At 71.4% G+C, this 23,082-nt stretch carries 13 protein-coding genes; 8 read left to right on the forward strand and 5 right to left on the reverse strand.

Features of this window, described 5'->3' with window-relative positions; translation table 11 throughout:
- The first annotated feature begins 4 nt into the window (after nucleotides 1-4).
- The 8 genes from G1H11_RS00155 to G1H11_RS00190 are packed head-to-tail and all read left to right on the forward strand — an operon-like array spanning nucleotide 5 to nucleotide 8,766.
- The gene (locus G1H11_RS00155; RefSeq protein WP_163814888.1) at nucleotides 5-178 is read left to right on the forward strand and encodes a DUF6760 family protein; all 174 of its coding nucleotides are present in this window, start codon (nucleotides 5-7) and stop codon (nucleotides 176-178) included.
- Nucleotides 171-653, forward strand: a complete 483-nt coding sequence (locus tag G1H11_RS00160; RefSeq protein WP_163814942.1) for a phage tail protein — start codon at nucleotides 171-173, stop codon at nucleotides 651-653. The genes G1H11_RS00155 and G1H11_RS00160 overlap by 8 nt, the downstream gene beginning before the upstream one ends.
- A complete protein-coding gene (locus G1H11_RS00165) occupies nucleotides 650-3,412 on the forward strand; it encodes a hypothetical protein (protein ID WP_163814948.1) in 2,763 nt (920 codons plus the stop codon). Before G1H11_RS00160 ends, G1H11_RS00165 begins: the two co-directional genes overlap by 4 nt.
- Nucleotides 3,412-4,065 carry a CIS tube protein gene (locus G1H11_RS00170; RefSeq protein WP_163814950.1) on the forward strand — a complete coding sequence of 218 codons (654 nt, stop codon included), beginning with the start codon at nucleotides 3,412-3,414 and terminating at the stop codon, nucleotides 4,063-4,065. The genes G1H11_RS00165 and G1H11_RS00170 overlap by 1 nt, the downstream gene beginning before the upstream one ends.
- The gene (locus G1H11_RS00175) at nucleotides 4,062-5,816 is read left to right on the forward strand and encodes a phage baseplate assembly protein V (RefSeq protein ID WP_163814952.1); all 1,755 of its coding nucleotides are present in this window, start codon (nucleotides 4,062-4,064) and stop codon (nucleotides 5,814-5,816) included. Before G1H11_RS00170 ends, G1H11_RS00175 begins: the two co-directional genes overlap by 4 nt.
- A 17-nt stretch (nucleotides 5,817-5,833) precedes the next feature.
- A complete protein-coding gene (locus tag G1H11_RS25395; protein WP_216843288.1) occupies nucleotides 5,834-6,259 on the forward strand; it encodes a GPW/gp25 family protein in 426 nt (141 codons plus the stop codon).
- A gap of 3 nt (nucleotides 6,260-6,262) precedes the next feature.
- Complete coding sequence (locus G1H11_RS00185; RefSeq protein WP_163814954.1) at nucleotides 6,263-8,224, forward strand: putative baseplate assembly protein; 1,962 nt, start codon at nucleotides 6,263-6,265, stop codon at nucleotides 8,222-8,224.
- Entirely contained in the window at nucleotides 8,221-8,766 is a 546-nt protein-coding gene (locus tag G1H11_RS00190; protein ID WP_163814956.1) for a phage tail protein, read from the forward strand. The genes G1H11_RS00185 and G1H11_RS00190 overlap by 4 nt, the downstream gene beginning before the upstream one ends.
- A gap of 243 nt (nucleotides 8,767-9,009) precedes the next feature.
- Here G1H11_RS00190 and G1H11_RS00195 read toward each other — a convergent pair whose 3' ends face one another.
- From G1H11_RS00195 to G1H11_RS00215, 5 genes are all read right to left on the reverse strand, one after another.
- The gene (locus tag G1H11_RS00195) at nucleotides 9,010-15,249 is read right to left on the reverse strand and encodes a carboxypeptidase regulatory-like domain-containing protein (RefSeq protein ID WP_163814958.1); all 6,240 of its coding nucleotides are present in this window, start codon (nucleotides 15,247-15,249) and stop codon (nucleotides 9,010-9,012) included.
- Entirely contained in the window at nucleotides 15,246-17,816 is a 2,571-nt protein-coding gene (locus G1H11_RS00200) for a carboxypeptidase-like regulatory domain-containing protein (protein WP_163814960.1), read from the reverse strand. The genes G1H11_RS00195 and G1H11_RS00200 overlap by 4 nt, the downstream gene beginning before the upstream one ends.
- 1 nt (nucleotide 17,817) lies before the next feature.
- A complete protein-coding gene (locus tag G1H11_RS00205) occupies nucleotides 17,818-20,127 on the reverse strand; it encodes a carboxypeptidase regulatory-like domain-containing protein (protein WP_163814962.1) in 2,310 nt (769 codons plus the stop codon).
- The gene (locus tag G1H11_RS00210) at nucleotides 20,124-20,789 is read right to left on the reverse strand and encodes a Pvc16 family protein (protein WP_163814964.1); all 666 of its coding nucleotides are present in this window, start codon (nucleotides 20,787-20,789) and stop codon (nucleotides 20,124-20,126) included. The genes G1H11_RS00205 and G1H11_RS00210 overlap by 4 nt, the downstream gene beginning before the upstream one ends.
- Nucleotides 20,790-20,953: 164 nt before the next feature.
- Nucleotides 20,954-22,954, reverse strand: coding sequence for an ATP-binding protein (locus G1H11_RS00215; RefSeq protein WP_163814966.1), 2,001 nt, complete (start codon nucleotides 22,952-22,954; stop codon nucleotides 20,954-20,956).
- Between the last annotated feature and the right edge of the window lie 128 nt (nucleotides 22,955-23,082).

Raw genomic sequence — 23,082 nt, forward strand, 5'->3', positions numbered from 1 at the left:
AGCGATGCTGCGTTACCCGGCGGAGGCGCTCTGGCAGGAGATCGCCTACCTCGCGTACCACCTGCACTGGCCGCTGGATTCACTGCTCGACCTCGAGCATCTGGACCGAGTCCGGATGGTCCGGGCCGTGGGAGGCCTGAACGACCGGGCATGGGAGGAGGTGCGCGACCGTGCGTGACGCCCAGTTCCTCGGCGGGGAGCCGACCAGCGCCAACCGGTTTCTGTTTGAGGTGGACGGAGTCGAGATCGGAGTCTTCCGTGAGGTCAGCGGACTACAGGTCACCGCTGAGCTGGAGGAGTACGCCGAAGGCGGCGAGAACGGATACGTCCATCGCCTGCCAGGCAGGTTGCGGTGGCCGAATCTGGTCTTCCGGCGAGGTTTGACGCAGAGCGACGCGCTGTTCGCCTGGGTGAACAGGACCGCAGGCGAGGGCTTTGCCGCGGCGAGCAATCGGCTTGTCCGGTGCACCGGTGCGGTCACCGTCCTCAGTGACCGTCAGGCTCGGCTGCGTGCCTGGGAGTTCGACGGTGTGTTCGCGGTGCGGTGGGTGGGGCCACAGTTCGACGTGGACAGCGATCGGACGCTGGAGGAGGAGCTCGAGGTGGCACACAACGGGTTCCGCTCGAAGTCGGCCGCGGGTGCGCAGACGTGACGGCCACGGAGCGCAGCTCGAACCCGGCGGCGCCGGGTGGAGACGAACGCAGCGTGCTCGGCCGGGCGGTAGCGGCACGCTATCGTCCAGCGCCCCGCGCGCGGGGGGCCAGCATGCGCGCCGGACTCGGTGACGTGGCCGTGGGCTCGGGCACGATGGCCGCGACAGTGGGCCGCTCAGGAGCGGTGCGGCGCGCCCTGGCAGTGCTCGGCCGGTCGGCAGTCGGCAGCACGATCGCCGGGGCGGATGGCGCCCCGGTGGTTCGTCCGCCGCGATGGTGGCTGCCGTCTTTCGAGCCTGCGGACGGAACGGCCGCCGCCCTGCCCGGCGGCGTCACCCCACCAGGCCTGCCCCGTGTGGTCCGGCGCGTTCCTACCCAATCCTCACCCGGGCCCGGTGGCTTCGCCAACCGGCTCGCGCCCACAGCGGTCCCCATGCGCCTTCCCCACGAGGTCGCGGCTGCCGGATCCATGTTCTCGGCCAAGGACGTCCGGCGGCGAACGGCGCCGAGACCGAGCGCCGACGCGGCCGGCCCGGCGCCGGTGCCGGTGCCGACGGAACCGTCACATGTAGGTGAGGAGCGTCCGCAGGCCAGCAGGAAGCGCGTACCCGCTGGTGGTGAGCGTCCACCCGCAGGGGGTGAGCGTCCAGGCGCGGGCGGGAAGTACGGGACCGGTCCGCCCGGCTTCCGTCCGGCCGCGGCCACGCCTGGCGGCGGGTCCACGCCCCGTGCCATACCGGCCGGTGGATCAATGTCGGGCGGTGATGCGGGCGGTGGTTCGGTGGTGAGGCGCGCCCAGGTCAGTGGTTCGGTGGTGAGGCGCGCCCAGGTCAGTGGTTCGGTGCCGGGTCGCGCCGCGGCCCGAGACGTCACTTATGGCGCGTCGCGCCCGTTCGTTCCAGCATGGACTTTCCCGCGCAACGCGATACATCGCCGCGTACGGGAGCGCCCGACCGTGGCGGGATGGGCGCCCGTTGCCGGCCGCGTGCCCGCGGCGCCGGTGTCCCGGTCGGCGCGTAGGGGTGAGGCGGGCCTCGACCAGGTGCCCGGAGTGTGGCCGGCGGCCTGGGCGCGGACCGGCACGCCGGGCCCGACCCTCGGCCTCGTGCGCCGCCGGCAGATCGAACAAGCGGTGAACACTGCGGCCGCCGCCCGCCCGGAGGACACCCGGCGTGGCGCTGCTCCCGCGTCCGCCCGGCGTGGCGCGGTTGCTGTTCGGCGTGACGTACCTCCCACCGGGGGTGATGCGGCTCTCGCCCGGCGTGGCGCGGTTCCCGCCCGGGGCGAGGTGCCTCCCGTTCGGGGCGATTCGGCCCTCTCCGGAGGTGATGCGGTGCCGGCCCGGCCTGACGTCGCGCCGGCAGGCCGGGACGGCGCATGTGTGGTTTCCGGCCAGGCAAGCGGCATGGTCGGGGACCCGGCGCCGGTTGCGGCCGTCGGCCGGATCCCGGTCGCGTCGGCGGGCAGCCTGCCGGCCACCATCAGCCGCGTCGCGGAACCGGTGGGACCGGCCGCACCGGGAGGACCGGTCGGACGGGCAGCACGGCCGGGGTGGCTGGTGGGAGGCATGCGGGTGAGGAGGAGCCGGCCTGTGGGGGTGGGCGACGATGCGCCGCACATTCCGGCGCCGCCGATCTCCGGCGATGTGCCTGTACCCGAGGCCACTCCTGGTGCGGAGACACGCCGCCGGCCGGCGACGGCGCCGGGTGCGCCTCCGCGGAGCGGGCGGTACCTGTCACCGTCTGGTTCGCCACGGATCGATGCCCCGGCCCGGGCCGGTGTGCCGGGTGGACGGGACCTGCATACCTTCCCGACGACGAGCCTATGGCCGGCCGCGGGGGCGCGGCGGCTGGCTGTGAGTCCACCGGTGCGGCGCAGGCAGATGATGATTCCCCGCCGACCGGCCGACGAGACGGCCGTCCGCCACCTGCTCGCGGCGATCCCGGCGAGTCGAATCGGGCGACCCGCAAGGATCGGCCGTCGGCCTCCGGCGTCGGCGGACGTGCGTCCGGCTGGTGCCCACGGCGAAGCGCGGGCTCGTGCCCATGGCCGCAGTCATGGTCACGCCCACGGCCATGCGCCGGTCCGAACGGGGCCGGCGGCGCATGTGCTGTTCCGCATCGCTGTGGCCGCACCTGGGTTTCACGGCACCGCCGTGGCCACGCCGGCGACTCTCCGCACCGCCGTTGCCGCGCCTGTGATGCTCCGCACCCTCGTGGCCGCACCGTCACCGCGCCTGCCGGACGTGCGGGCCGTCGCCGTGGCTCCACCACGCGGCGTCGCGCCGGGGCTCGGGTCGCAGTCGCCGCCGATAGCTGGTTCCCGGCTCACTCCTCCGGCCTCGGGGCCTGTGCACGAGCGGGCATCCGGCTCGCCGCTTGCCCAGGTACCCGCTGCGGGCACAACTCGGCGAGCAGGGTCGTGGCCAGGAACGAACTCGTCGCTGGGGGATGGCTTGTCGCTGCCAAGGAACTCGTCGCTGGGGGATAGCCCGGCGAGGGACGGCGTCGTACGCCGATCCCACGTGACCGACGAGGTGCCGTCTGCACAGCTCTGGAACGGCGACGACCCGGCCGCGCCGCGCTACGTGGACGGGGAGTGGGACGCAGACCTGCCTGCGCCTACGAGCCCCGGGGAATCCGTTCTCGGTTCGGACGATCTCGAGTCGATCGTCGAGCGGGTCATCGAACGGATCGAGCAGCGGGTTCTGGACGAGCTGGAGCGGCGGGGACGTCGCGGTATGCCGGGGGTCCTGTAGTGGCGACGGAGAAGGCGTTCCTGGAGATCGAAGGCGGTGAGCGTGTGCCCTGCCTGTTCAACCCAGCCCAGTTCACGGTCGCGCGTTCCAACGAGTGGGCGGCCGACCGGCTGCCGGGCAAGGGCGTGCCCACATTGCGCTACGCCGGCGCGCAGTCCGGCTGGCTGCGGATGGAGCTGTTTTTCGACACCACGCACGACGGCAGCCCGGTCACCCGGTACACCGGCCGCATCATGGGCCTGATGGACGTCGACCTGACGCTGCCCGGCACCGACGAGACGACCAACAACGCCAGGCCGCCGTACGTGACCTTCCACTGGGGCGACCTGCATTCGTTCAAAGCCGTCGTCAGTGATCTGAAGCTGGCGTTCACCTACTTCTCCTCCAGCGGCGTGCCGCTGCGGGCGACGTTGTCCGTCACGCTGCGCCAGTACGAGCCGTCGCACGCCTTCGGGCCGCAGAACCCGACGTCCGGAACGCCACGGCCGCACCGGGTCCACCGCGTGCAACCAGGAGAGACGCTGGACCGGATCGCCGCGCGCTACTACGGCGACTCCACCCGATGGCGCAGCCTCGCCGAGGCGAACGGCATCGCGGATCCCCTCGATCTGCGGGCCGGCCGGCTCCTCTCGGTGCCGAGGATCGAATCATGACGCAGGTGACCAGGTTGGCTCCCGAGGTGGTCGTGGAGGGCAGGTCGCTGCCCCAGGCCTGGCGTGAGGCGCTGACCCAGCTACGCGTCGAGCTTGGGCTGCGAGCCGTGGGGCAGGTGACGATCCGGTACGCCGATCCGGGCTATGCGCTCTCGGCCCAGTCCGTGTTCGCCATCGGGGCGACGGTCGAGGTCGGCGTTGTGGGCGACGGTTCGCTCGCCACGGCGGAAGTCAGCGGCGTGGCGATCGAGCAGCGTGCGGGCATGCCACCGGAACTGACGGTGACAGCACACGACGTCGCCCACCGGCTCACCGGTGCCACCCGGGTGCGCACGTTCACGAACGCCACGTATGCCGACATGATCAGATCCGTGCTGCACCGCGCCGGTGTCAGCGGGCGGGTCGCCGACTCGTCCACCAGACACGAGTATGTGCTGCAGGTGGGGACCGATCTGGATTTCGTCGACGAGCTCAGCGATCGTCTCGGGTGGGACTGGCAGGTCGAGGGCCGGCAGGTGGTCGTCGGGCCGCCGAGCACCGAGTCGTCGACTACGGTCGAGCTCGGGTCAGACATCAGTGAGTTCTCCGTACGCGCATCCGGGCGCCACCCTGGCGCGGTGGAGGCCCGCGGATGGAGCCGGTCGGACAAGCGTGAAGTCGCCTCCAAACCGGCGATGGTGTCCGAAGCCGCGCCGGCCGCGGCATCGCAGCTGGTGGACAGCTTCGTCGCGTCGGCGGGCTCGCTGCGCACCGGTACGGCGATCACGGCGGCAACGGCCGTCTCCGACCGGGCGGAGGCCGACAGCGTGGCCGGCGCGCTCCGGGACCGCCTCGCCGCTGCCGCGGTGACGGCACGCGGCCGCGGCCCGGTGAACCGGGCGTTGCGCCCGGGCGCGGGACTGACGGTGACGCATGCCGGCCCGGCGTCGGGAACGTACTTCGTCAGCCAGGTGGAGCACGTCTATCGCCGTTCCGGATTCGAGACCCGGTTCGTCGCGGGCGAACGCCGGCCGACCGGCCTGGTCGACACGCTGAGCTCCGCTCCGGCCGGCGGCGGGCTGACCCACGACGGCTTGGTGGTCGGGGTGGTGACCAACAACGACGATCCCGAGAAGCTTGGCCGCGTGAAGGTCAACTTTCCGTGGATCAGCGTCGAGGTCGAGAGCGCGTGGGCGCGCGTCGCATCGATCGGAGGCGGCGGCAACCGCGGGATGGTGTCCCTGCCGGAGGTCAACGACGAGGTCCTGGTCGGCTTCGAGGGCGGTGACCTGCGCACGCCGGTTGTCTTGGGGGGATTGCACGGCGGCAAGGACCGGCCCCCGGAGTACGCGGTGAAGAGTGGCCGGACCACCTACCGCCGGATCACCTCGCGGCTGGGGCACGTCATCGAGATGGCCGACGGTGATCCTCCGGACCGGCACATCCTGATCGCGCTGGCCGGCGGGGACCGGCAGATCAGCTTGGCCCACGACCGGATGGACATCGAGCTTCCCGGCGGCGTCCCGTTCACGCTCAAGGCGGGAGAGGCATCGATAGCGGTCGATGCCGGCGGCGGCATCGTCCTCGACGGCACCAAGGTCGAGATCACGGGGCGGCAGGGCGTGTCCATCAACGGCATGAATGTCGCGTTGAAGGCGGATGCGGAGGTGTCGATGGAAGCGGCCGTCGCCGCCATCCGGGCCAAGGTGCAGGCCACGGTCGAGGGCGCCGCGGCCCTGAACCTCAAGGCTGGGGTGGTGAAGATCAATTGAGTGATCACGACCGGCCCGTGCGCGCTCCGTCGCCACCGGCGAGGTTCGACGCCTCCTTCATCGGCCGCGGCCTGTTCTGGCCGATGCAGGTCGATCACACGGGCGCGATCCGGCTGACGACCGGCGCACAGGAGCTCGACCGCTCCATCCGGGTGATCCTGCTGACGGCGCCGGGGGAGCGGGTGATGCGCCCGGCGTTCGGCTGCCGCATCTGGGATCTGATGTTCGAGCCGATCACCCCGAACCTGATCGGCCTGATCTCCCAGGCCGTGCGTGACGCGATCGCTCAGTGGGAGCCGCGCGTCGAGGTGGACGACGTGTCGCCGGTGCACGACGACGAGGAACCCGGGCTGGTGCGGATCGGGATCACGTACCGGGTGAAGAGTTCCAACGACCGCCGGAACCTCGTCTATCCGTTCTACGTCATCCCACGTGAGGACTGAGCGATGCCGCTGCCTGCCCCGAACCTCGACGACCGCCGGTTCCAGGACCTGGTGGACGAGGCGAAACGCTTGATACCGCAGTTCTGCCCGGAGTGGACCAACCACAACGTGGGCGATCCGGGCGTGGCCCTCATCGAGCTGTTCGCGTGGATGAGCGAATCGGTGCTCTTCAGGCTGAACCAGGTCCCCGAGAAGCTCTACGTCCACTTCCTCAATCTCGTCGGGATCGAGCCGTTCCCACCGGCCGTGGCGCGCACGGACATCACGTTCTGGCTGTCTACGGCACTGGAGCAGGTGGTGACGGTGCCGGCCGGGACCGAGGTGTCGACGGGATCGGGCGACGAGCGGCCGGTGGTGTTCTCCACCACGACGGAGCTGAGCATCCGCCCGCCGCGATTCAGCGCGCTGCTGACGATCGATGCCGGTGAGCGGGTGACCGACCGGTGGGAGGAGTTCACCGCGCTCGGTGTGCCGGTCGAGTGCTTCACGCCGGGCCTGACCCCCGGCGACGCGTTCTATCTCGGCTTCGAGGAGAGCCTGGCTGGTACCGCCGTCCGGCTCGGTCTCGGCGCCGAAGCCGAGGGCATCGGCGTCGATCCGCGCAGGCCGCCGCTGACGTGGGAGGCGTGGACGGGAGAGGCCTGGGCCGGCGCCGCGGTGCACCGGGACACGACGGGCGGGCTCAACCGGGACGGCGACGTGGTGATCATGGCGCCGATGCGGCACGCGCCGCTGAGCCTCGGGGGCACGTCCGCGCATTGGCTCCGAGGGCGTCTGCTGCTGCCGGCGCCCGGCCAGCCGGGCTACCGGGTGTCGCCGAGGATCCGCACGCTCTCTGCGTCGGCCGTCGGCGGCACCGTGCCGGCAGAGCACGCCACCGTGATGGGCACGGAGAGCCTGGGGCGCTCGACCGGAGCGCCGGGACAGACCTTCGCGGTGTCCACGTCACCCGTCCTGCCACGGCGGGACGGGGAGTCGATCCGGGTGATCGATCGTTCCGGCGCGTCGACCTGGGACGAGGTCATGGACTTCTCCCATAGCGGGCCTGGTGACCGGCACGTCGTCTGGGACTCGAGCACCGGCGAGGTGCGGTTCGGTCCCCGCGTGCGGTACCCCGACGGGCACATCCGGCAGCACGGCGCCGTGCCACCCGACGGCGCCGAGGTGGTGGTGACGCGTTACCGCTGCGGCGGTGGGCAGGTCGGCAACGTCGGCGCCCGGACCCTTACGGAACTCCGGGCCACGGTGTCCTACGTTTCCGGCGCGGTGAACCTCGCGGCGGCGGCGGGCGGCGTCGACGCCGAGACGGTGGACGAGGCCAAGGTCCGGGGCCCGATGACCCTGCGGACGGGGAGCCGCGCGGTCACCGCCGGGGACTTCGAACGGCTCGCCGCGGAGGCCTCGGCGCAGGTGGCCCGGGCTCGGTGCCTGCCTGCGCGCCCGGTCGGCGACCCGGCTGGACGTACCGTGTCCGGTCCCGTTCGCGTCATGCTGGTCCCACATGTGCGCACCCACCCGCGGGATCAGCGCCTCGACGACTTCGCGCTCTCCGCCGCCCTGCTCGACGTGGTGCGCGACCATCTCGACCGGCATCGCCTCGTGGGGACGGCCGTCGAGGTCGGCACCCCCTACTACCAGGGGGTCAGCGTCGCGGCGATGGTCCGGGCACAGCCGGGGCGGCCGGCGGAGCTGGTTCGCCAGCGCGTGGAGGACGAGCTGACCCGCTACATCAATCCCCTGACCGGCGGTCCGGAGGGCAGCGGGTGGCCGTTCGAGACGGATCTGAGCTTTGCGGCCGTGTCGCAGCTGGTCGAGGCAGTGGACGGTGTCGACCGGATGGAAGAGGTGCTGCTTTTCGAGTTCGACCTGCGGACCGGCCGCCGGATCGGCAGCGGGCGGGACATCATCCGTCTCGAGCCGGACTCGCTGTTCCTGTCCGCCGCTCACCAGGTGGTGGTCCGATGAGGTCGCCGCAGTGGCTGCTGGCGCAGTTGCCGATCGGGATGCTGGACGACGAGTTCTTCGTCCGGTTCACCTCCATCTTCCAGCACGGTGCGGAATCTCTGGCCGCCGGCGCCGACAACGTCGCCCACATCACCGACGTCACGGTCGCGCCGGACGTGATGGTGCGCTGGCTGGCGTCCTGGATCGGCGTCGACGTGCTGGACTCGTCGGTCCCGGACCGAGCGGCCAGGGATGTGGTGCGCGCGTCGGCGGCGACGTTGTCGTTGCGAGGCACGGTCCGTGGCCTGACCCGCACCCTCGAGATGCTCAGCGCCGGACCGGCCGAGGTGGTCGACGGCGGTGGCGTCTGGCGCGACGGAGAGTCTCCGGCCGAGCCGGGCTGGGTCCGGATGACGGTCCAGTCCACCGGATGGCTGAGCGAGGCCGACTTCGCCGGCATCGTCGCCGACGAGGTGCCGGCCCACGTCCGAGGCGAACTGTGGCTCGGGGAGCGGATGATCTGGTCGAGCGACGGAGGTGTCGATGAGCGCCGAGCCGGCTGATCGGGAGATCCCGATGACGCTGTTCACCGTCTTGCCGGAGAGCGACGGCCAGCCGGTCGACCTCGCGCCGTACACGGTGCAGCCGGTCCCCGGCCCGCATGGGGACACGAGCGTGCCGGACGACGACATGCTGCCGCCGCCGGCCGAGAGCGGAGTGGAAGCGGTGGTCTGTCCGCGCTGTGGCTGGCCAGGGTCAGTGGACGTGGCTCGCCGCGACGCGGACGGCTTCTGCGCGACCTGTGACTATCCGCTCTTCTGGGCTGTGTCCAAGACCGTGGTGTCTGGGGACCTGCACGCGGACGACGCGCGAAGAAGGCTCCCCGGCACGGTCGGCGCCGAGAGCATCGCCTCCGCGCCGTGCCCGCATTGCGCCGAGCCGAACCCCCCGCGTGCCGTCGTGTGCTGCCGCTGCGGCAAAGACATGGTCATCCGTCCCGAGCCGGCCGCCGCGCCGCCTCCGCCGCCACCGACTCCGGACCAGGTTCCGGTCCCGGTGGTGCGGGCGCCGAGGTGGTGGCTCGTGCTGCTGGTGATCGGCATGGTTCTTCTGGCCGCGGCGAGCATCGCCGTCATTTTCACCGACTGAGCCGGGCGGGAACCCCCGGGTCGCGCGTCCTCGGCATCGGACCACCCGCCCTGTCCGTCGGGGAGTGGGTTCTCCTCGTCGTCGTCGGGAGGTGGGTCTTCTTCGTCCGGGGGTGGGTCTTCGTCGTCGGCAGGTGGGTCCTCGTCGTCCGGGGGTGACTCGACGGACACCGTCGTGGTCGCCTCGGAGTCCGCGTAGCCCGGCCCGGAGTAGACGGCGCGGACGCTGTGCTCCGTCCCGCCTGCCGGGAAGGTATGGGCGAAGTCCGCCGAACCGTCTTCGACCTCGGCGTTGCCGACGGACTCACCGTCCACCGAGAACTCGACCTCCCCGCCGTCGACGGCACCGCCGGCGGATGACACGGACGCGGTAAAGGTGACCGGTTCGCCGGCGACAGCCGGATCGGGGGAGACGGTGACGGCGGTGGTCGTCGGAGGCGGCGGCTCGAGAACGAACCGTGCGGCGACGTCGCGCTCACCGCTCGGGACGTCCACCCGCGACGGTTCCACCGACCATCCCGAGGGCGCGTCTTCCGGGAGGTCGACGTCGACCGTGTACTCGTCGTCGTTCTTCAGATAGACAGTGCTCAACCCGGCGTTGACCAAGAGCTGGTCGGCCAGGACCTCCTGGCTCTGTGAGTCGGCCACCGACACCGAGACGGTGCCCGGCGAGTCCACCGCGGCCGACCGGACGTCCATGCGTATCCGCACCTCCGCCACGTCGATGACGAGGTCCCGTGTGGTCTCGCCGGGCGGGCCGCTGGTGTGCACACCGACATGCCCCTGTGGCCCGGTCAGTATCGCCTCCCAGGTTCCTGCCGGCACCTGCGCGAACGTCGTGGAGTACTCGTCCTCGCCGGCCCGAACGACGGTCTGTGCCGCCGGTGGGGACTGCCCAGAGCCGTCGGTGGCCACCAAGCGGACCACGGCGCCGGTGAGATCCCAGCCGTTCTCGGCGATCGCGGTGACGGTGATCGGTTCCGCCGCCGCGTGCAACACGATGTCGAAGGCGACGATCTGGCCCGCAGCGACGGTGACGGTCCTCGTGGTTGCCGGATACGGCTGGCCGTGGCGAGGGCGGATGTCGACCACATACGTACCGTCGTTGAGCCCGCTGAACTCGAAGACCGAGCCGGACCGGACCGGGTCGCCGTCCTCCGCCGGGCACAGGCCTTCGGCGTCGGTCTCGTCGGCCCGGCACAGCCAGGTGTCGACCTCGGCGAGCGGCTCGGCCGGGTGGCTGCCCGCCTGTGCGCCGATGGTGCCCTGGATGGTGTTCCGCAGCTGTGTCACCGGAACGTTGAACGTGTTCGCCTCACCGGGCTCGGGCCGGATCGTCAGGGTGAGCGGCGCGTAGTTCTCGCCGCTCACGCGCAACGTCTGCGGAATGGGTGGCACGTCCACGAAGCGGTACTCACCGTCGGGGCAGGAGTCGCCGCCGCAGGGTTGCGCCGGCTGGACCTGCCCGCCGCGCAGCAGCTCCACCGTCATTCCGGCCAATAGGGTGGGTGGTTCACCATCGGCGCCGGGCACGTACACGTTGACGAAGACCTCGACTGGCTTCGCCTGGACCGCCAGAACGAAGGGATCGGAGTTCCCGGCGGGATACTCCACCTGGTAGTCGTCGGTGACGTGGACCTCGACCGGCTCGCCCTCGAAGGTGAAGCCGTCGGGCGGGTCCACCGTGAGCTCCCAGCGGCCCGGGACGAGGCCGGCGACGTCGCGGGTGCCCGTGATGGAGAAGCGACCGCCGCCGCCGGACGAGGCTGAGAACTCCAGGCCGGACTCGTGCTCGGCTCTGACGGTGGCACCGGCCAGGGGCGTCGACTGGATCTCCCCGTCGACGTCGGTCTGGGCAGTCAGCACGCCCGTGATCTCGCCCATCTTCACGAGCTCGACCTGGTAGGCGCCGATCCCGTCGGGAGGCACCGAGAACGGAGATGGTTCTGGTGCCACCACCCCGCCTTCGACGAGATGGCCCGCACTGAACTCGCCGAACTCGTACCCGGCTGCCTCGACGCGGATCGTGTACCAGCCGCCGTCGGGCAGCCGGCTGGGCAGGTCGTTGAAAACGGTACGGTTGGTGCCCGGCTCGGCCGCCCGGGTCTGCTCGGGGACTCCCGTCGCGCTCAGGACGAGCCGCGAGCCGTAGACCGGCTCACCGTCGGCGTTCACCGTCTGCACGGCCAGCCCGCCGTCACGCGACAGAACCAGGCCGGTGAGCTCCTGGCGACCGCCCTCGGTGAGCAGGTCGACGGCGAAACTCACCTCGGCGTCCGCATACCCGGGTCGGCTCAGCCTTGCGGTGTACTCTCCTGGACGGGCGAGAGAGGCGCGAACGCCGCCGGCGTCCTGCCCGCAGTCGTTGGTGTAGTCCGAGTCCACCCGCTGCCCTGGATCGGACCAGATGAGGCAGCCGGCGGAGGTGAACCGGATCCGGGTGCCTTCCGCACCCGGCGGCGTGTTCGTCAGCGCTACGGTGGTGGCCGAGAGGTCGGTGTCGGCTTCCGGTACCAGCGCGAGCCGCCCCTTGACCGGGCGTCCCGACGGGGTGAGGTAGACCAAGAGGTCCTGCTCGTCGGAGACGGTGACGCCGCTGAGCCGGCGCCGTTCGTGCCCCGCCTTGGTGACCACGATATCGACGCGCCCATCGACGATCGGCAGCACCGCCTCGGGGATATCGCCATCAGCCGGCTCCGGTACGACGGCGAACAGGCCGTCGGCGTCGGTGACGACGCTCGCGGTGTCCTGCACCGGCAGCAGGCCGTTGTAGCCGACGATCCCAGTGATCTCCACCTTGGCGCCGGCGACACCACGCGGGTCGTCTCCGTCCAGCTCGTGCACGACCTGACCGGTGAAACGCCGCGTCTCCCCGGTCAGCGTCAGGGCGAGCGGCACCTCGTTGTTCAGCCCGGCGGTGGACTCGACATCGCCGGAGAGAGTCCGAAGCGGATCCGAGCCGGGAATCGACCACCCGAACCCGACGCGGTACACCACGCCAGGATCCAGATGGGTGACGAGGTAGACGCCGTCCGCCTCGTCGGAGCGGTCGATGCGCACCTGGTCGGTCATGTCCTCGTCGCCGGCGGTGACCCGCACCGTGGCCCCGGCGACGGGCTGGGACGCACTCTGGCCGTCGTTGCCCTGGACGGTGATGCGCATCCGCCCGAGGCGGTTCAGTGTCGCGTCGTAGCGTCGAACGTCCCCTGCCGGCAACGCGATGGTGACCGGGGCGATGCTGCGATACTCCGAGTCTCCGGCCCGGACCGACACCCGGTAGGACCCAGACGGCAGGCTAGGGATCTCGTAGCCGCCGTTGGGACCGGTGAACGCGCACCACACGCCGTCGGTGATCTCGCAGCGGGGAGCGACCGGGTCGTCGTCGGTGGGGACACAATCTCCCACGCTGTCCGGGCCGGCCCCCGCCGGTACGGCCACCACGCACGTGCCGTCGGGCACACTTCCGACCCGGGTGGAGACCGAGCCCACGATCGACGGCGACGGCAGCAACGCTGCGACCGGTGCGGTGACCCGCTGATCCATCGGCACCTCGACGGTCAGCCGTTCCGGCTCGAAGCCGGGCGCCGAGAACACCAACTCGTAGAGTCCGGGCAGCAGGCCGTCGTCGTCCGGGCCCGGGATCGTGTAGGTGGCGTCCGGCTCGAACTGCGCGGACACTTCACGGAGCCGGCCTTCGTCGTCGGCAGCAGCCGTTGTGACGGTCACGAGGCAGTCGTCGTGCTGTCCGGCGCAGACTATCTCGCCGCCACCAGTGCTCGCGTCCACCACGCGTCCGGTTATCGACGACGTGGCGCTGAGCCCACCACCGGGAATCGGCGTCAGGGCCAGGTCCGAAGTCGTCACCTCGCCGGCGCTCACCTCCACGCGGGCGTAGCCGGTCAGGTGCCCGAACACCTCCGCGGCGACAATGTAGTCGCCGGCGGCGATGCCGGAGAACCGGTATCGCCCGTCGCCTGCGCCTGCAGCGCTCATCACCTTGTACGCGACGCCGTCGTCGTCGACGAGGGACAACCCGGCTCCGAGCGGTTCCCCGTCGGCCGTGGTCACCCTGCCCTGGACCGAACCCCCGGAGGAGGTCAGGCGCATGTCGAGCTGGCGGAGTGCCGTTCCGTCTTGGTGGAACTCCACCCGCCGAGTCTGCTCCTCGTAGCCGTCGCCGCGGACCGTGACCACGTACGAGCCCGGGCTCGGGAGGTCCGGCAGGGTGAACAGCCCTCGGGGCCCGCTACCGGTCGCCGTGGTGACGGTAGTGGCCGTGCGGGTGGTCACACCGTCGTCGGCTGTGACCGTGACGCCGCCGAGGCCGCCGATCCGGCCCGTGGTGTCCCGCCCGGTGATCTGCCCGGTCATGGTGGCCGTTCCCTGGCGCAACTCCAGGTTCTGGCTAGCGGATCCGTCGGCTTCCAGCGCGACCAGCGCCGACGCGGCGCCGAGACCGGCGGCTTCGGCGGTGACGAGGTATGTGCTGGGCGTGGACAGCCCGTCCACCGCCCAGGTGCCGACGTCGCCGGTGGTGCTGCTGCTCGTCGTCACGGTGAGCGTACCGTCGGTGATGGTGACCTCCGCGCCCCCGACCGGGCCGTCCGGCCCGGTGACCCGGCCGGACACGCGGCCGTCGCCCGGGTCGAGACGCACGGTGAGGGGCTCCGTCATGGCGGCGACGTCGACGACACGGCGCTCGGTCCGGAATCCGGCCTTGGACAACGTAACGAGGAAGTAGCCGGAGCGGCCGAGACCGGCGACCGCCCAGGCGCCGTCCTCGTTCGTCACCGTGCTGCGGTGCAGGTCCACGGTGGAGTCCGCCGTCGGCTCGTCCCCGGCCAGTGCCACCTTGGCGTCCGCGCCGGCCTCACCGAAGGACGACGTCGGCGCGAGCGCCACGGTGACCCCGCCAGGCTGCTCCGCCTCCACCACGCCGCTGATGCGGGTTCCGTCGCCGATCACCTGTGCGTCCGTGCCACCCTCCTCTCCGCCGGGGTCGCCGGAGCGGGCTGCGCCACCGGACCCGCCGGGGGAGCCGTCACCCGAGACGGCATCACCAAAGTGGCCGCCATCAGCGACGGCACTCTGGTCCTCGCCACGGCTCAGCCGCTCGGAGGCCCATGGAATCCCGATCACGGCGGCGGCCGCCCACACGGCCACCACGGTGGCCAGGGCGAGGACCTTGCGCCAGCCTGGCCCGAACACCGGGCGGACGGCGAGCACCCCACGCGCGGTGGCCGGTGCTTGGGCGCCGTGGGTGGAGACGCTGTAGGTGTGGCGCACCGGGTGCCCGAGCATCCGGATCCTGCGGCCGCGGACACGGGCTTTGACGGTGCGAGTCCCGTGTGGCGGGACCTCGACGCTGGTTGTCCGGCACGACGCCCGCATGCCCGGCGGGGAGGTCACTTCGATTCCGGTTCGCACCGGCGCGGCGCCGGAGTTGGCCAGGACGATTCTCACCCGGCGGCCACGAGAGGTCCGCACCTCCGCCGGATCGATCGACACCGTCACTGATCCAGGCTGGCCCACAGTGAGCACCGACTCTGCGACGGCTGCCGGTGCCGTCGACGCACCCGATCCGGGGTCCGTGCACTGGGCCGTGACGACAAAGGGGTACCGGGCAGCCACGGCGCCGGCCGCCGGGTGAAGGATCAGTTCCACGGACGCTGCGGTCATCGGCGGCAGATCGAGGACGCGTGCCGGTCCTGGCACCCAGGCCGAATCCAGCCCGATCACGCAGAGCGTCACGCTGCGAGGCGCCGGTGCGTCGTGGTGTACTCGCAGCCGCAGCGCTGCGGGCTGCCCGGCAGCGCTCTGGGGCAGGTGCAACACTTCGATGACGGGGGGAGCTTCCCCGTCGGGTCGCCGGTTGTCCGAGCGGAGCGCTTCGCTCATTGCCACTCACCGTCGCCTGTCTGGCCGCCTCGTGCGGTCAGTTGCACGGTCGCGGCTTCACTGAGATCCAACGTGATGGGACCGGACGCGGCTATCGGGGCGCCTGCTTCCTGGAGCCGGACGTCGGCGATGTAGTGCTCGGGCGCGTCGAGGTCGGCGAACACGACCCGGCCGGCTTCGTCGGCGCGTGCAGACGTCACCGCGGCGGCGGACGTCGTGTACTCGGTGGCCCGGTACAGCGTGACCAGCGCGCCGCGCAGCGGGCCTTCGTCACCGATGACCGTGACGGTGATCGACGCGGGTGCCGGAAGCTGGAGATCGACCGACCGATCGACGCCGGCTTCGAGCGTCACAGTCGAGGACGCAGGCGTCGAACCGGTGCGCGCGGCCGTCACGGTGTACGTCCCCGGCGGCAGCTGGTCGATGCTGAACCGGCCGACGTCGTCGGCGGGCTGCGACGCGGTCGTCACGACGTACTCGTCGGGTCCGGAGACGGCGGTGACCACGACATTGCCCGCAGGTTCGACGCTGCCGTCGACGGCGTCGCGCAGGGAGATCCGTCCGGTCAAGTTCGAACCCGCTGCCCGCATCACGACCCGGACGCCGGACTCGCGGTCGCCGCCGGAGGTGATCCGGCCGTACTGGTCGAGGCCGACCTGGATGGTCTGGTCCTCGAGGTCGGAACGGGAGAACGTCACGGTGTACGTGCTCGGCACCGCGAGCCCACTCACCCGCCACGCCCCGGCGGTACCGTCGCCGGCGCTCTGCGTCACTGTGCTCACGCTGGTCGAACCATCGCTGACGGTGACGTCGACTCCGCTGGCCGGCACGTCGCCGGGCGTCTCGAACGCCTGGCCGAACAGCTCGCCGGCGTCGGAGCCGAGTGTGACGGAGACACCGGTGAGCTGCTGACCGGCCGCCAGGTTGACCGTGAGCGTCTCGGGTGCGTGCCCGGCAGCGCCGACGGTGAGCGTGTAGGTGCCGGGAGTCGGCAGGTCCCGGAGAGTAAATGCGCCGATATCGTCCTCCGTGAGCGACACGGTGCGGCCGACGGACTCACCCGCCGACGCGGAGATGTCGGCGCCGCCGATCGGACCGTCGGCGCCGCGGACGTCCCCGGCGATCAGGCCATCACCGGAACGCAGCCTGATCTTGATGCCGGTGCGCTCCTCCCCGGGGGCGAGGTCGATCCGCTGGACCTCGGTGGCGAATCCAGTCTTGGTCACGGTGAGGTCGTAGACCGCAGGCGAGGGCACGTCGGGGATCTCAAACGAACCGTCGGAACCGACCGGGACGGTCCGGATGACGGCCCCCTCCGCGGAAGACCGCCGGTCCTCGGCGTCGGCGGTACCGGATACCTCGCCCCGCCGGGCGTCCTCGCCGAGCTCGTCGAGGGGAATCTGCACGGAGATCGTGGCGGCCGACACGTCGTCGCCTTCCACGGTGCCGGCGAGGGTCGCCGGCAAGCCGCCGAGCGCGGCGTCGACGTCGTCGTGGTCCTGGCCCGGCGCCACCTCGACCGGTTCCGCATCGCCGCTGTCCGGCGAGCCGGGGTACCAGATCTCGGAGTACCCGGCGCCGTGGAAGCGGAGAAGGTACGCGCCTTCGCCCAGGCCCTCGATCGTGTACCGGCCTTCGTCACCGGTAGCCGTCGTGGCCACGGGCCCAGCAGGGTCCCGCTGGTCGAAGGCTTCCACGGTTACGCCCGCGACCGGGTCGCCCGTCGTGATGAGCCGGACCGTCCCGGACACGGCGGCCGGCGACGCGCCGTCCGCGTCGCGCGCCTGGGCGACCTGGATCGCGAGGTCGCGGTCGGCCGCCGACTGGCTCACCACGCCGGACATCGCCGTGGTGATCATCAAGGCGAAGATCGTGATGGCGGCCAGCAGCCCGACCAGTGATATCGCACCGCGGCTCAGCACCGCCCGCTGGACGAAACTGCCGTGTGCCTGAGGGTCACCGGCCGGGGCGGCGCCCGGCGCCCGTTCGGGTTCCAGGCGGACACCCAAGGGGCGGACCACCGGTGAGCCCAGCAGCGGCCGCCGCGCCCGGACCTCCATCCGGGCGCTGATGGTCTCCTTCGGGGCCAGCTCGACCGTCGCCGGAGCGAACCGGAAACGGATCCGGTCCTCCGGATCGGACCCGGCGAACACGCCATTGAACGCCGTGTTGCCGGTGTTCTGCACAGTGACACCGAAGGACGCCCGGCGTCCGGCGCTGACGGTGACCGGGTCGAGGGTGACGGCGGTGGCCGGCACCTCGGCTACGTGCAGTTCCAGCTCGTCGACCGTGGTGCGGAAAGGCGGCGTCTTCTCCCGCACCTGTACCGCCATCCGGCGAACGCCGGATCCGAGATCCGCGGGCGTCGTCAACGTGATGGTCACGGTGGTGGTGCTGCCGGGAAAGAGCGTCGGGGCGGCATCGTCGACCGCCACCCAATCCGGATCCGCGCCGAGGACCTGGATCGCGTAGCCGCTGATGATCTCGCTGGTGTTGGTGATCTGGACGGTGAGCCTGGACTGTTCACCCGTGACTTCGATGATCCGTGGCTCGACGACGACCCGCATGTCAGCGTGCCTCGTCGAGGCGGAGGTCGGCGCCCGCGTCGTCGCTGGACGTGACGGCGACGATCCGGCCGCTGCGCAGTCGCCCGTCCAGCGTGACGCTGACCGTGTAGGTGCCGGCGGGCAGTTCGCTGATGCGGTAGCGCCCGCCCGCTGTCGAGGTAGTGCTCCATACCTCGCGGCCGTCCGTCGCGGACACCTCGATACCGGCGAGCTGCTCGCCTTCCGAGTCCGTGACCCGCCCGGCGATCTCTCCCGACGCTGCGGGCATCACCACGTTGACGGGCGGGACGGGCGCGTCCCCGGTGACGGTCACCGGCACGGTCTGCTCCTGGTAGCCGTCCCGGGTGAACGTCAAGGTGTACGAGCCGGCGTCGAGGCCGGCGATCGCGAACGAGCCGACCGAGCCGTCCGTCACCGTGATGGTGGACACCGGTTCGGCGAGACCGCCCACCGATACGTCCGCGCCGCCGATGCCGGCGCCGTCCTCCCCGGTGACCATGCCGGCGATCGTGCCGGCGCCGCCGGCCATCGAGATCGACAGGTCGGTGACGTTCTCGCCCGCGCCGAGCTCCACGACGGCACTCTGGGACGCGTAGTCCTCCAGGGTGAACGTCACCACGTAGGTACCGGGAGTGGGCAGCCCGGGAAGGACGAAGGTGCCGACGTCCCCGACCGTGGGAGTGCCCGCCGCCACCAGGGTGTCGTCGACCGCTGTGCTCACGGTGACGCCGCCCAGAGGTCCTTCCCCGTCGGAGACGCGGCCGGATATCTGACCGCTACCGGTGGCGAGGCGCACACTCGAGACGAACCGTTGCTGACCGCCGCGCACGTGCTCGACCACGGTGGTGGGCCGGTATCCCTCGGCTTCGAGGGTGAGCTCGTAGGTTCCCGGCGCCGCCAATCCGTCCAGCGTGTAGGAACCGGACTCGTCAGTGGTCGTCACGAACTCGTCCGGGGCGTCGCCTGGCTCGGCCCACGCCGGCCGGGCGGTCACCGTGGCCGGCACCGGCTCGGTCACGTCGCCGACGTCGACCGTGCCCGAGATCGACGCCGGCTCGCCGCTGATCACCACGTCGATGCCCTCGGTGGATCGGCGGCCGTGTGCGATCACGGGCTCGGCCGCCGCGTCGTCCGGAGCCGACGGGTACCACACGGTCTCGTGGCCCGGGCCGCCGAATCGGAGCAGGTACTCGCCCGGGAACAGCCCGGCGAGCGTGTAACGGCCGTCGGCCTGCGTGGCCGCAGAGCTCACCTCGGCCAGTCCGTCGGGCGTTCGGCGCAGGGCCTCGACCTCCACCTGGCCCACGTGCTCGCCGCTGTCGGCGCCGGTCACGGTGCCGGTCAGTGTGCCTCCGACGCCGGGCGGAAGCAGCCCGTCCTTCGGCAGTGCGCCGGGCGGCGTCGTGTCCGTCGCCCGGGCCGGCTCATTGGCCGGCTCGCTCGTGTTCGCCTCCCTGGTCACGCCGGCCGCTACCGGGTCGGCGGTCGCCGAGGCGGCGAAGAACGACGCAGGAGCGGTCTTGACGACAGGCTCGTCGCCGAGAACGTAGGCGATTCCCAGCAGGAAGGCTGTCGCCCACAACGCCACGATCCCGGCCAGCACCAGCGCGGTGACAGCTCCGCGGCCGATCATGGGCCGCTGCCGGTAGGTCAGGGCCACCGAGCCGGACGCGTCGTCGTCGATGGCGCGGATGGTGATGCCGTGATCGTGGTCGCCGCCGAACCACCTGCGTGGAGCCCGGGCCGTGACGGTGGTGATCGCCTCGGAGCCCGGAGGAAGTGAGAGCGTAGGTGGCGAGAACGCCAGCCGCAGGGAACGCTCGGCGTCCACTGCGGCACAGGTCAGATCCAGATTGCTGTTCCCGGTGTTCGACACGGTGACCGCGAAGGAAGCCCGGCGTCGGCTGCGGACCAGCTGGGGACGGCTGGTGAGATCGACCCCGGGGCGCGTCGCCACCACCAGGTGAAGCTGGAAGCGGTCGACCATTCCCTCGCGATGCACGGAGCTGACCTCCACCGTGGCCGGGTGCGTGCCCGACGGGTGGGTCGGCGGAACGGATATCTCGACCGTGATGGTTCCGCTCGCCTCTGGAAACAGTGACAGCTGCGCTGGCCGGCTGGTCACGCAGCCGTCCGGCAGCCCGAGAACGCGGGCGCTGATGCCGTCGATCACGTCCGTGGAGTTGGTCACCTTCAGGGACAGCTCCGCTGACTGGCCCGGCTCGAGGTCGAGGCGATCGACGCTGCCGCTGATCTTCAGCCCGCCGTGCTGGATCGCCTCCCGACTCGGGCCTTCCGCGTGGGTGGTCATAGTCCGCCCTCGCGCGCGACCTCGGAGACGACCGTGCCCTGTGCTCGGGATCGGCGGGTTCTCGCCCCGGCACCGGTTTCGGTGGCAGGCCCGCCGGCGGGTGACGTGCCGGCGTGGGCGCTGGGGCGGGCTATCGTGCGGCTCTCGATCTGCTCCACCCCGGTGGCCGTCTCCTTCCACGGCGCGGCGTCGGCCGCGACGATCGCGAAGAGGGTGAAGGACGCCTTGTGGGTGCCTCCGATCGACGCCCACAGGTCGCGGGGCCGGTTCGACTCGTCGCGTGCCAGCACGAGCCGCACATCGGAGCTCAGCGCCGCCCGGACGTGCTCGGCGGGAATCGCCTGATGGGTGACCAGCCCGTTCAGGGCATCGCTGAGCAGGCGATGCTCGTCCCGGACCGTCGCCGCCCAGGCACTGACGAGGTAGCGCAGCTCGAGGATGGGCGACGGGTCCTGCCGTTCCAGTCGTCCGGCGTCGGTGAGGCGAGAGCCGCCCCCAGACGGCGGCAGCGGGCTGCGGCCGACGCCATAGAGGAACAGGTTGACGGTGACCCTGCTGATCTGGGCCGACCATGTTCCCGAAGGCCGCTCGAAGGAGACATCGCCGAGGTCGGGAGGCAACGGCACCGTAGCGCGCAGCATGTTCTCCAGGCCATCGTTCACCGCCGGTATGAGCATTCGTGCCGTCCAGTCGTCCGATGTCGGTCGTGCCGGCTCGCCGTGATGCCGGCAGGCCCCGGAGAGCGCACGATTCATCCAACACCGCGGACGGTGCTGTGAGGCAGTCCCCGCGAACCTGCGAGAACGCATGAGATGCGGGCGGAGGGCTATCTGGCGGCGCTCGCCGGCGGCCATCCGTCCGGCAGCCGCCGGCCCAGCTTGCGGTACTCCCGTTCCGCGGCCAGCACCACATGCCGCATGCCGGCCGGCACCTGCTCGATGATGGAGTCGTAGGCCACGGACAGCACGATGTTGCGAATGTCTCCGCCGGAGACTTCCAGGGCCTCCGACAATCCGGTCAGATCGACGGGGTCGGCCTCGTCGAGCGCCGCAATGTGGTCGAGGTGACGAACCCAGAGGTGCCGGCGGGTGGACGCGTCCGGGTCGGGGAAGTGGACGACGAAGTGCAGCCTCCGGGAGAACGCGGAGTCGATGTTGCCCCGGAGGTTCGTGGCGAGCACGGCGATGCCGTGGAACTGTTCCATCCGCTGCAGCAGATACGACACCTCCGTGTTCGCGTAGCGGTCGCGAGCGTCGCGGACCTGGGAACGGTTGCCGAAGACCGCGTCGGCCTCGTCGAAGAACAGCAGGGCGTTCTGCGCCTCGGCCTGCTGGAAGACACGTTCCAGGTTCTTCTCGGTCTCGCCGATGTACTTGTCGACGACGCTGGAGAGGTCGACCTGACAGAGCTCGAGCCCCAAGGCATCGGCGACCACGTGCGCGGCCAGCGTCTTGCCGGTGCCGGGGCCGCCGCTGAACATCGCGACGATCCCGCCCGCCTTGCCACCCTTTCCCTGCACCGGGCCCTGCGTGAGCACATCCTCCCGGTGCCTGCCCCAGGCGATCAGACGCTCGAGCTCTCCCTGGGCGTCCGGGGGCAGCACGATGTCGTGCAGCGAGGTGCGGGCCGGCGCGGCGACAGCGGGGGCAGGCACCGCCGGCGTGCCCGAGACGAGGCGGCGGGTAGCCTCTCGCGCCAGCTCGCTGCCGAGTGCCTCGTCGCGCACGGCGGCGAGGAGATGCGCCTGGTCCGCCGCCATGGCGATCTGGGACGGATCGAGGCGCAGGGCGGCGAGCTCGTGCCGCTGCGGGTCGTCGTCGCTCCCGGCTGGTGCGCCCAGGCGCTGAGACCACAAAGCGGAGCGCCCGTGATGGGTCAGTGGTGGAATGTCGGCCAGATACGGGAGCCGGCGGGCGGCGCGAGCGTCCCACGGGCGTCGTGCCACGGCGACGATCGGTACCACGGACTCGAGGAGACGATCGGCGATCCAGTGGTGCTCCGGCTCGGCCAGCACGTCGGCCCCCAGCATGACCACGCCACTCGCCTGCAGGGCGCCTTCCCGGCCGAGCTCCGCCACGATGTCGGCGAGCACGGCGTGTGGTGGACGGCGGGACAGATCGGCCGCCAAAACGTCGAGCCCGGCCGCTTCGAGCGCCGCCGCGGCCACCTCGGCGCCGGGTGCGCCGGGCGGACTGTGCAGCCAGCTCAGCGGTGCGCCGGCGGCGACGGCACGCGCCAGCTCGTCGCTGTGGGCGGTCCGCAGACCGGTCACAGGCGTGAGCAGCCGGCGGATGCTCAGCTCCGGCATGTCGTCGCCGAGCAGATGGCCGCTGACCCGGTCGGGAAGGCGCAGGCAGCGGCGCAGGAAAGGGCCGTCACCGGAGAGAAGCACGAGCCGGTGCCGGAGCAGGCGGCCCGACGTCGACAGCAACGTACGGCCGGTAGCCGATCCGGTCGGCACACCGCACATTTCAAGGGCGAGCGCCACGGTCGCTCGTCCCGATGTCCAGTCCCCGCCGAGCAAGGTGAAGGCGTCGGCTGCCGAGGCGTCCATCTCCGGCGCGAGCGCCGTGACGAGCAGTTGCGCCTCCAGCTCGTCCAGGCCGAAGACTGCGGTGATCACGTCCACGCGCTCGTCGTGGTGGTCGCCGTCCGCACGGTGTTCCGGCTGTTCGGCCGGGTAGACGTGATCGTGACGCATCGCCTCGATCGCGGCCGAAAGCCGACGTCCACGTTCGGTGTCGGGCCCCGGTTCGCCCGCCACAGCGAAGCGTCGTTTGGCGGCGTTCTCGAGGGCATCGGTCAGCTGCGCGAGACTGGGTGCCATGCGTCGCGATGGTAGGCGCGCGGTCCGGCAGCCGCGAGAGCCTGAGCACCCGGACGCCGAATCTCATGCGCACATGCTTGTGCTTCGACCCTGTGCCGGCGGCCGTGCCATCTGTTTGCATGGCGGTG

The organism is Phytoactinopolyspora alkaliphila (assembly GCF_010550695.1).
In the GTDB taxonomy this organism is placed as follows: Bacteria; Actinomycetota; Actinomycetes; order Jiangellales; family Jiangellaceae; genus Phytoactinopolyspora; species Phytoactinopolyspora alkaliphila.

What these genes read in the sequence shown, in the direction of transcription:
- G1H11_RS00155 (WP_163814888.1), top strand. Translation starts at nt 5, where the DNA reads ATGCTGCGTTACCCGGCGGAGGCGCTCTGGCAGGAGATCGCCTACCTC.
- G1H11_RS00175 (WP_163814952.1), top strand. Translation starts at nt 4,062, where the DNA reads ATGACGCAGGTGACCAGGTTGGCTCCCGAGGTGGTCGTGGAGGGCAGG.
- G1H11_RS00185 (WP_163814954.1), top strand. Translation starts at nt 6,263, where the DNA reads ATGCCGCTGCCTGCCCCGAACCTCGACGACCGCCGGTTCCAGGACCTG.
- G1H11_RS00190 (WP_163814956.1), top strand. Translation starts at nt 8,221, where the DNA reads ATGAGGTCGCCGCAGTGGCTGCTGGCGCAGTTGCCGATCGGGATGCTG.
- G1H11_RS00195 (WP_163814958.1), bottom strand. Translation starts at nt 15,249, where the DNA reads ATGAGCGAAGCGCTCCGCTCGGACAACCGGCGACCCGACGGGGAAGCT.
- G1H11_RS00200 (WP_163814960.1), bottom strand. Translation starts at nt 17,816, where the DNA reads ATGCGGGTCGTCGTCGAGCCACGGATCATCGAAGTCACGGGTGAACAG.
- G1H11_RS00205 (WP_163814962.1), bottom strand. Translation starts at nt 20,127, where the DNA reads ATGACCACCCACGCGGAAGGCCCGAGTCGGGAGGCGATCCAGCACGGC.
- G1H11_RS00215 (WP_163814966.1), bottom strand. Translation starts at nt 22,954, where the DNA reads ATGGCACCCAGTCTCGCGCAGCTGACCGATGCCCTCGAGAACGCCGCC.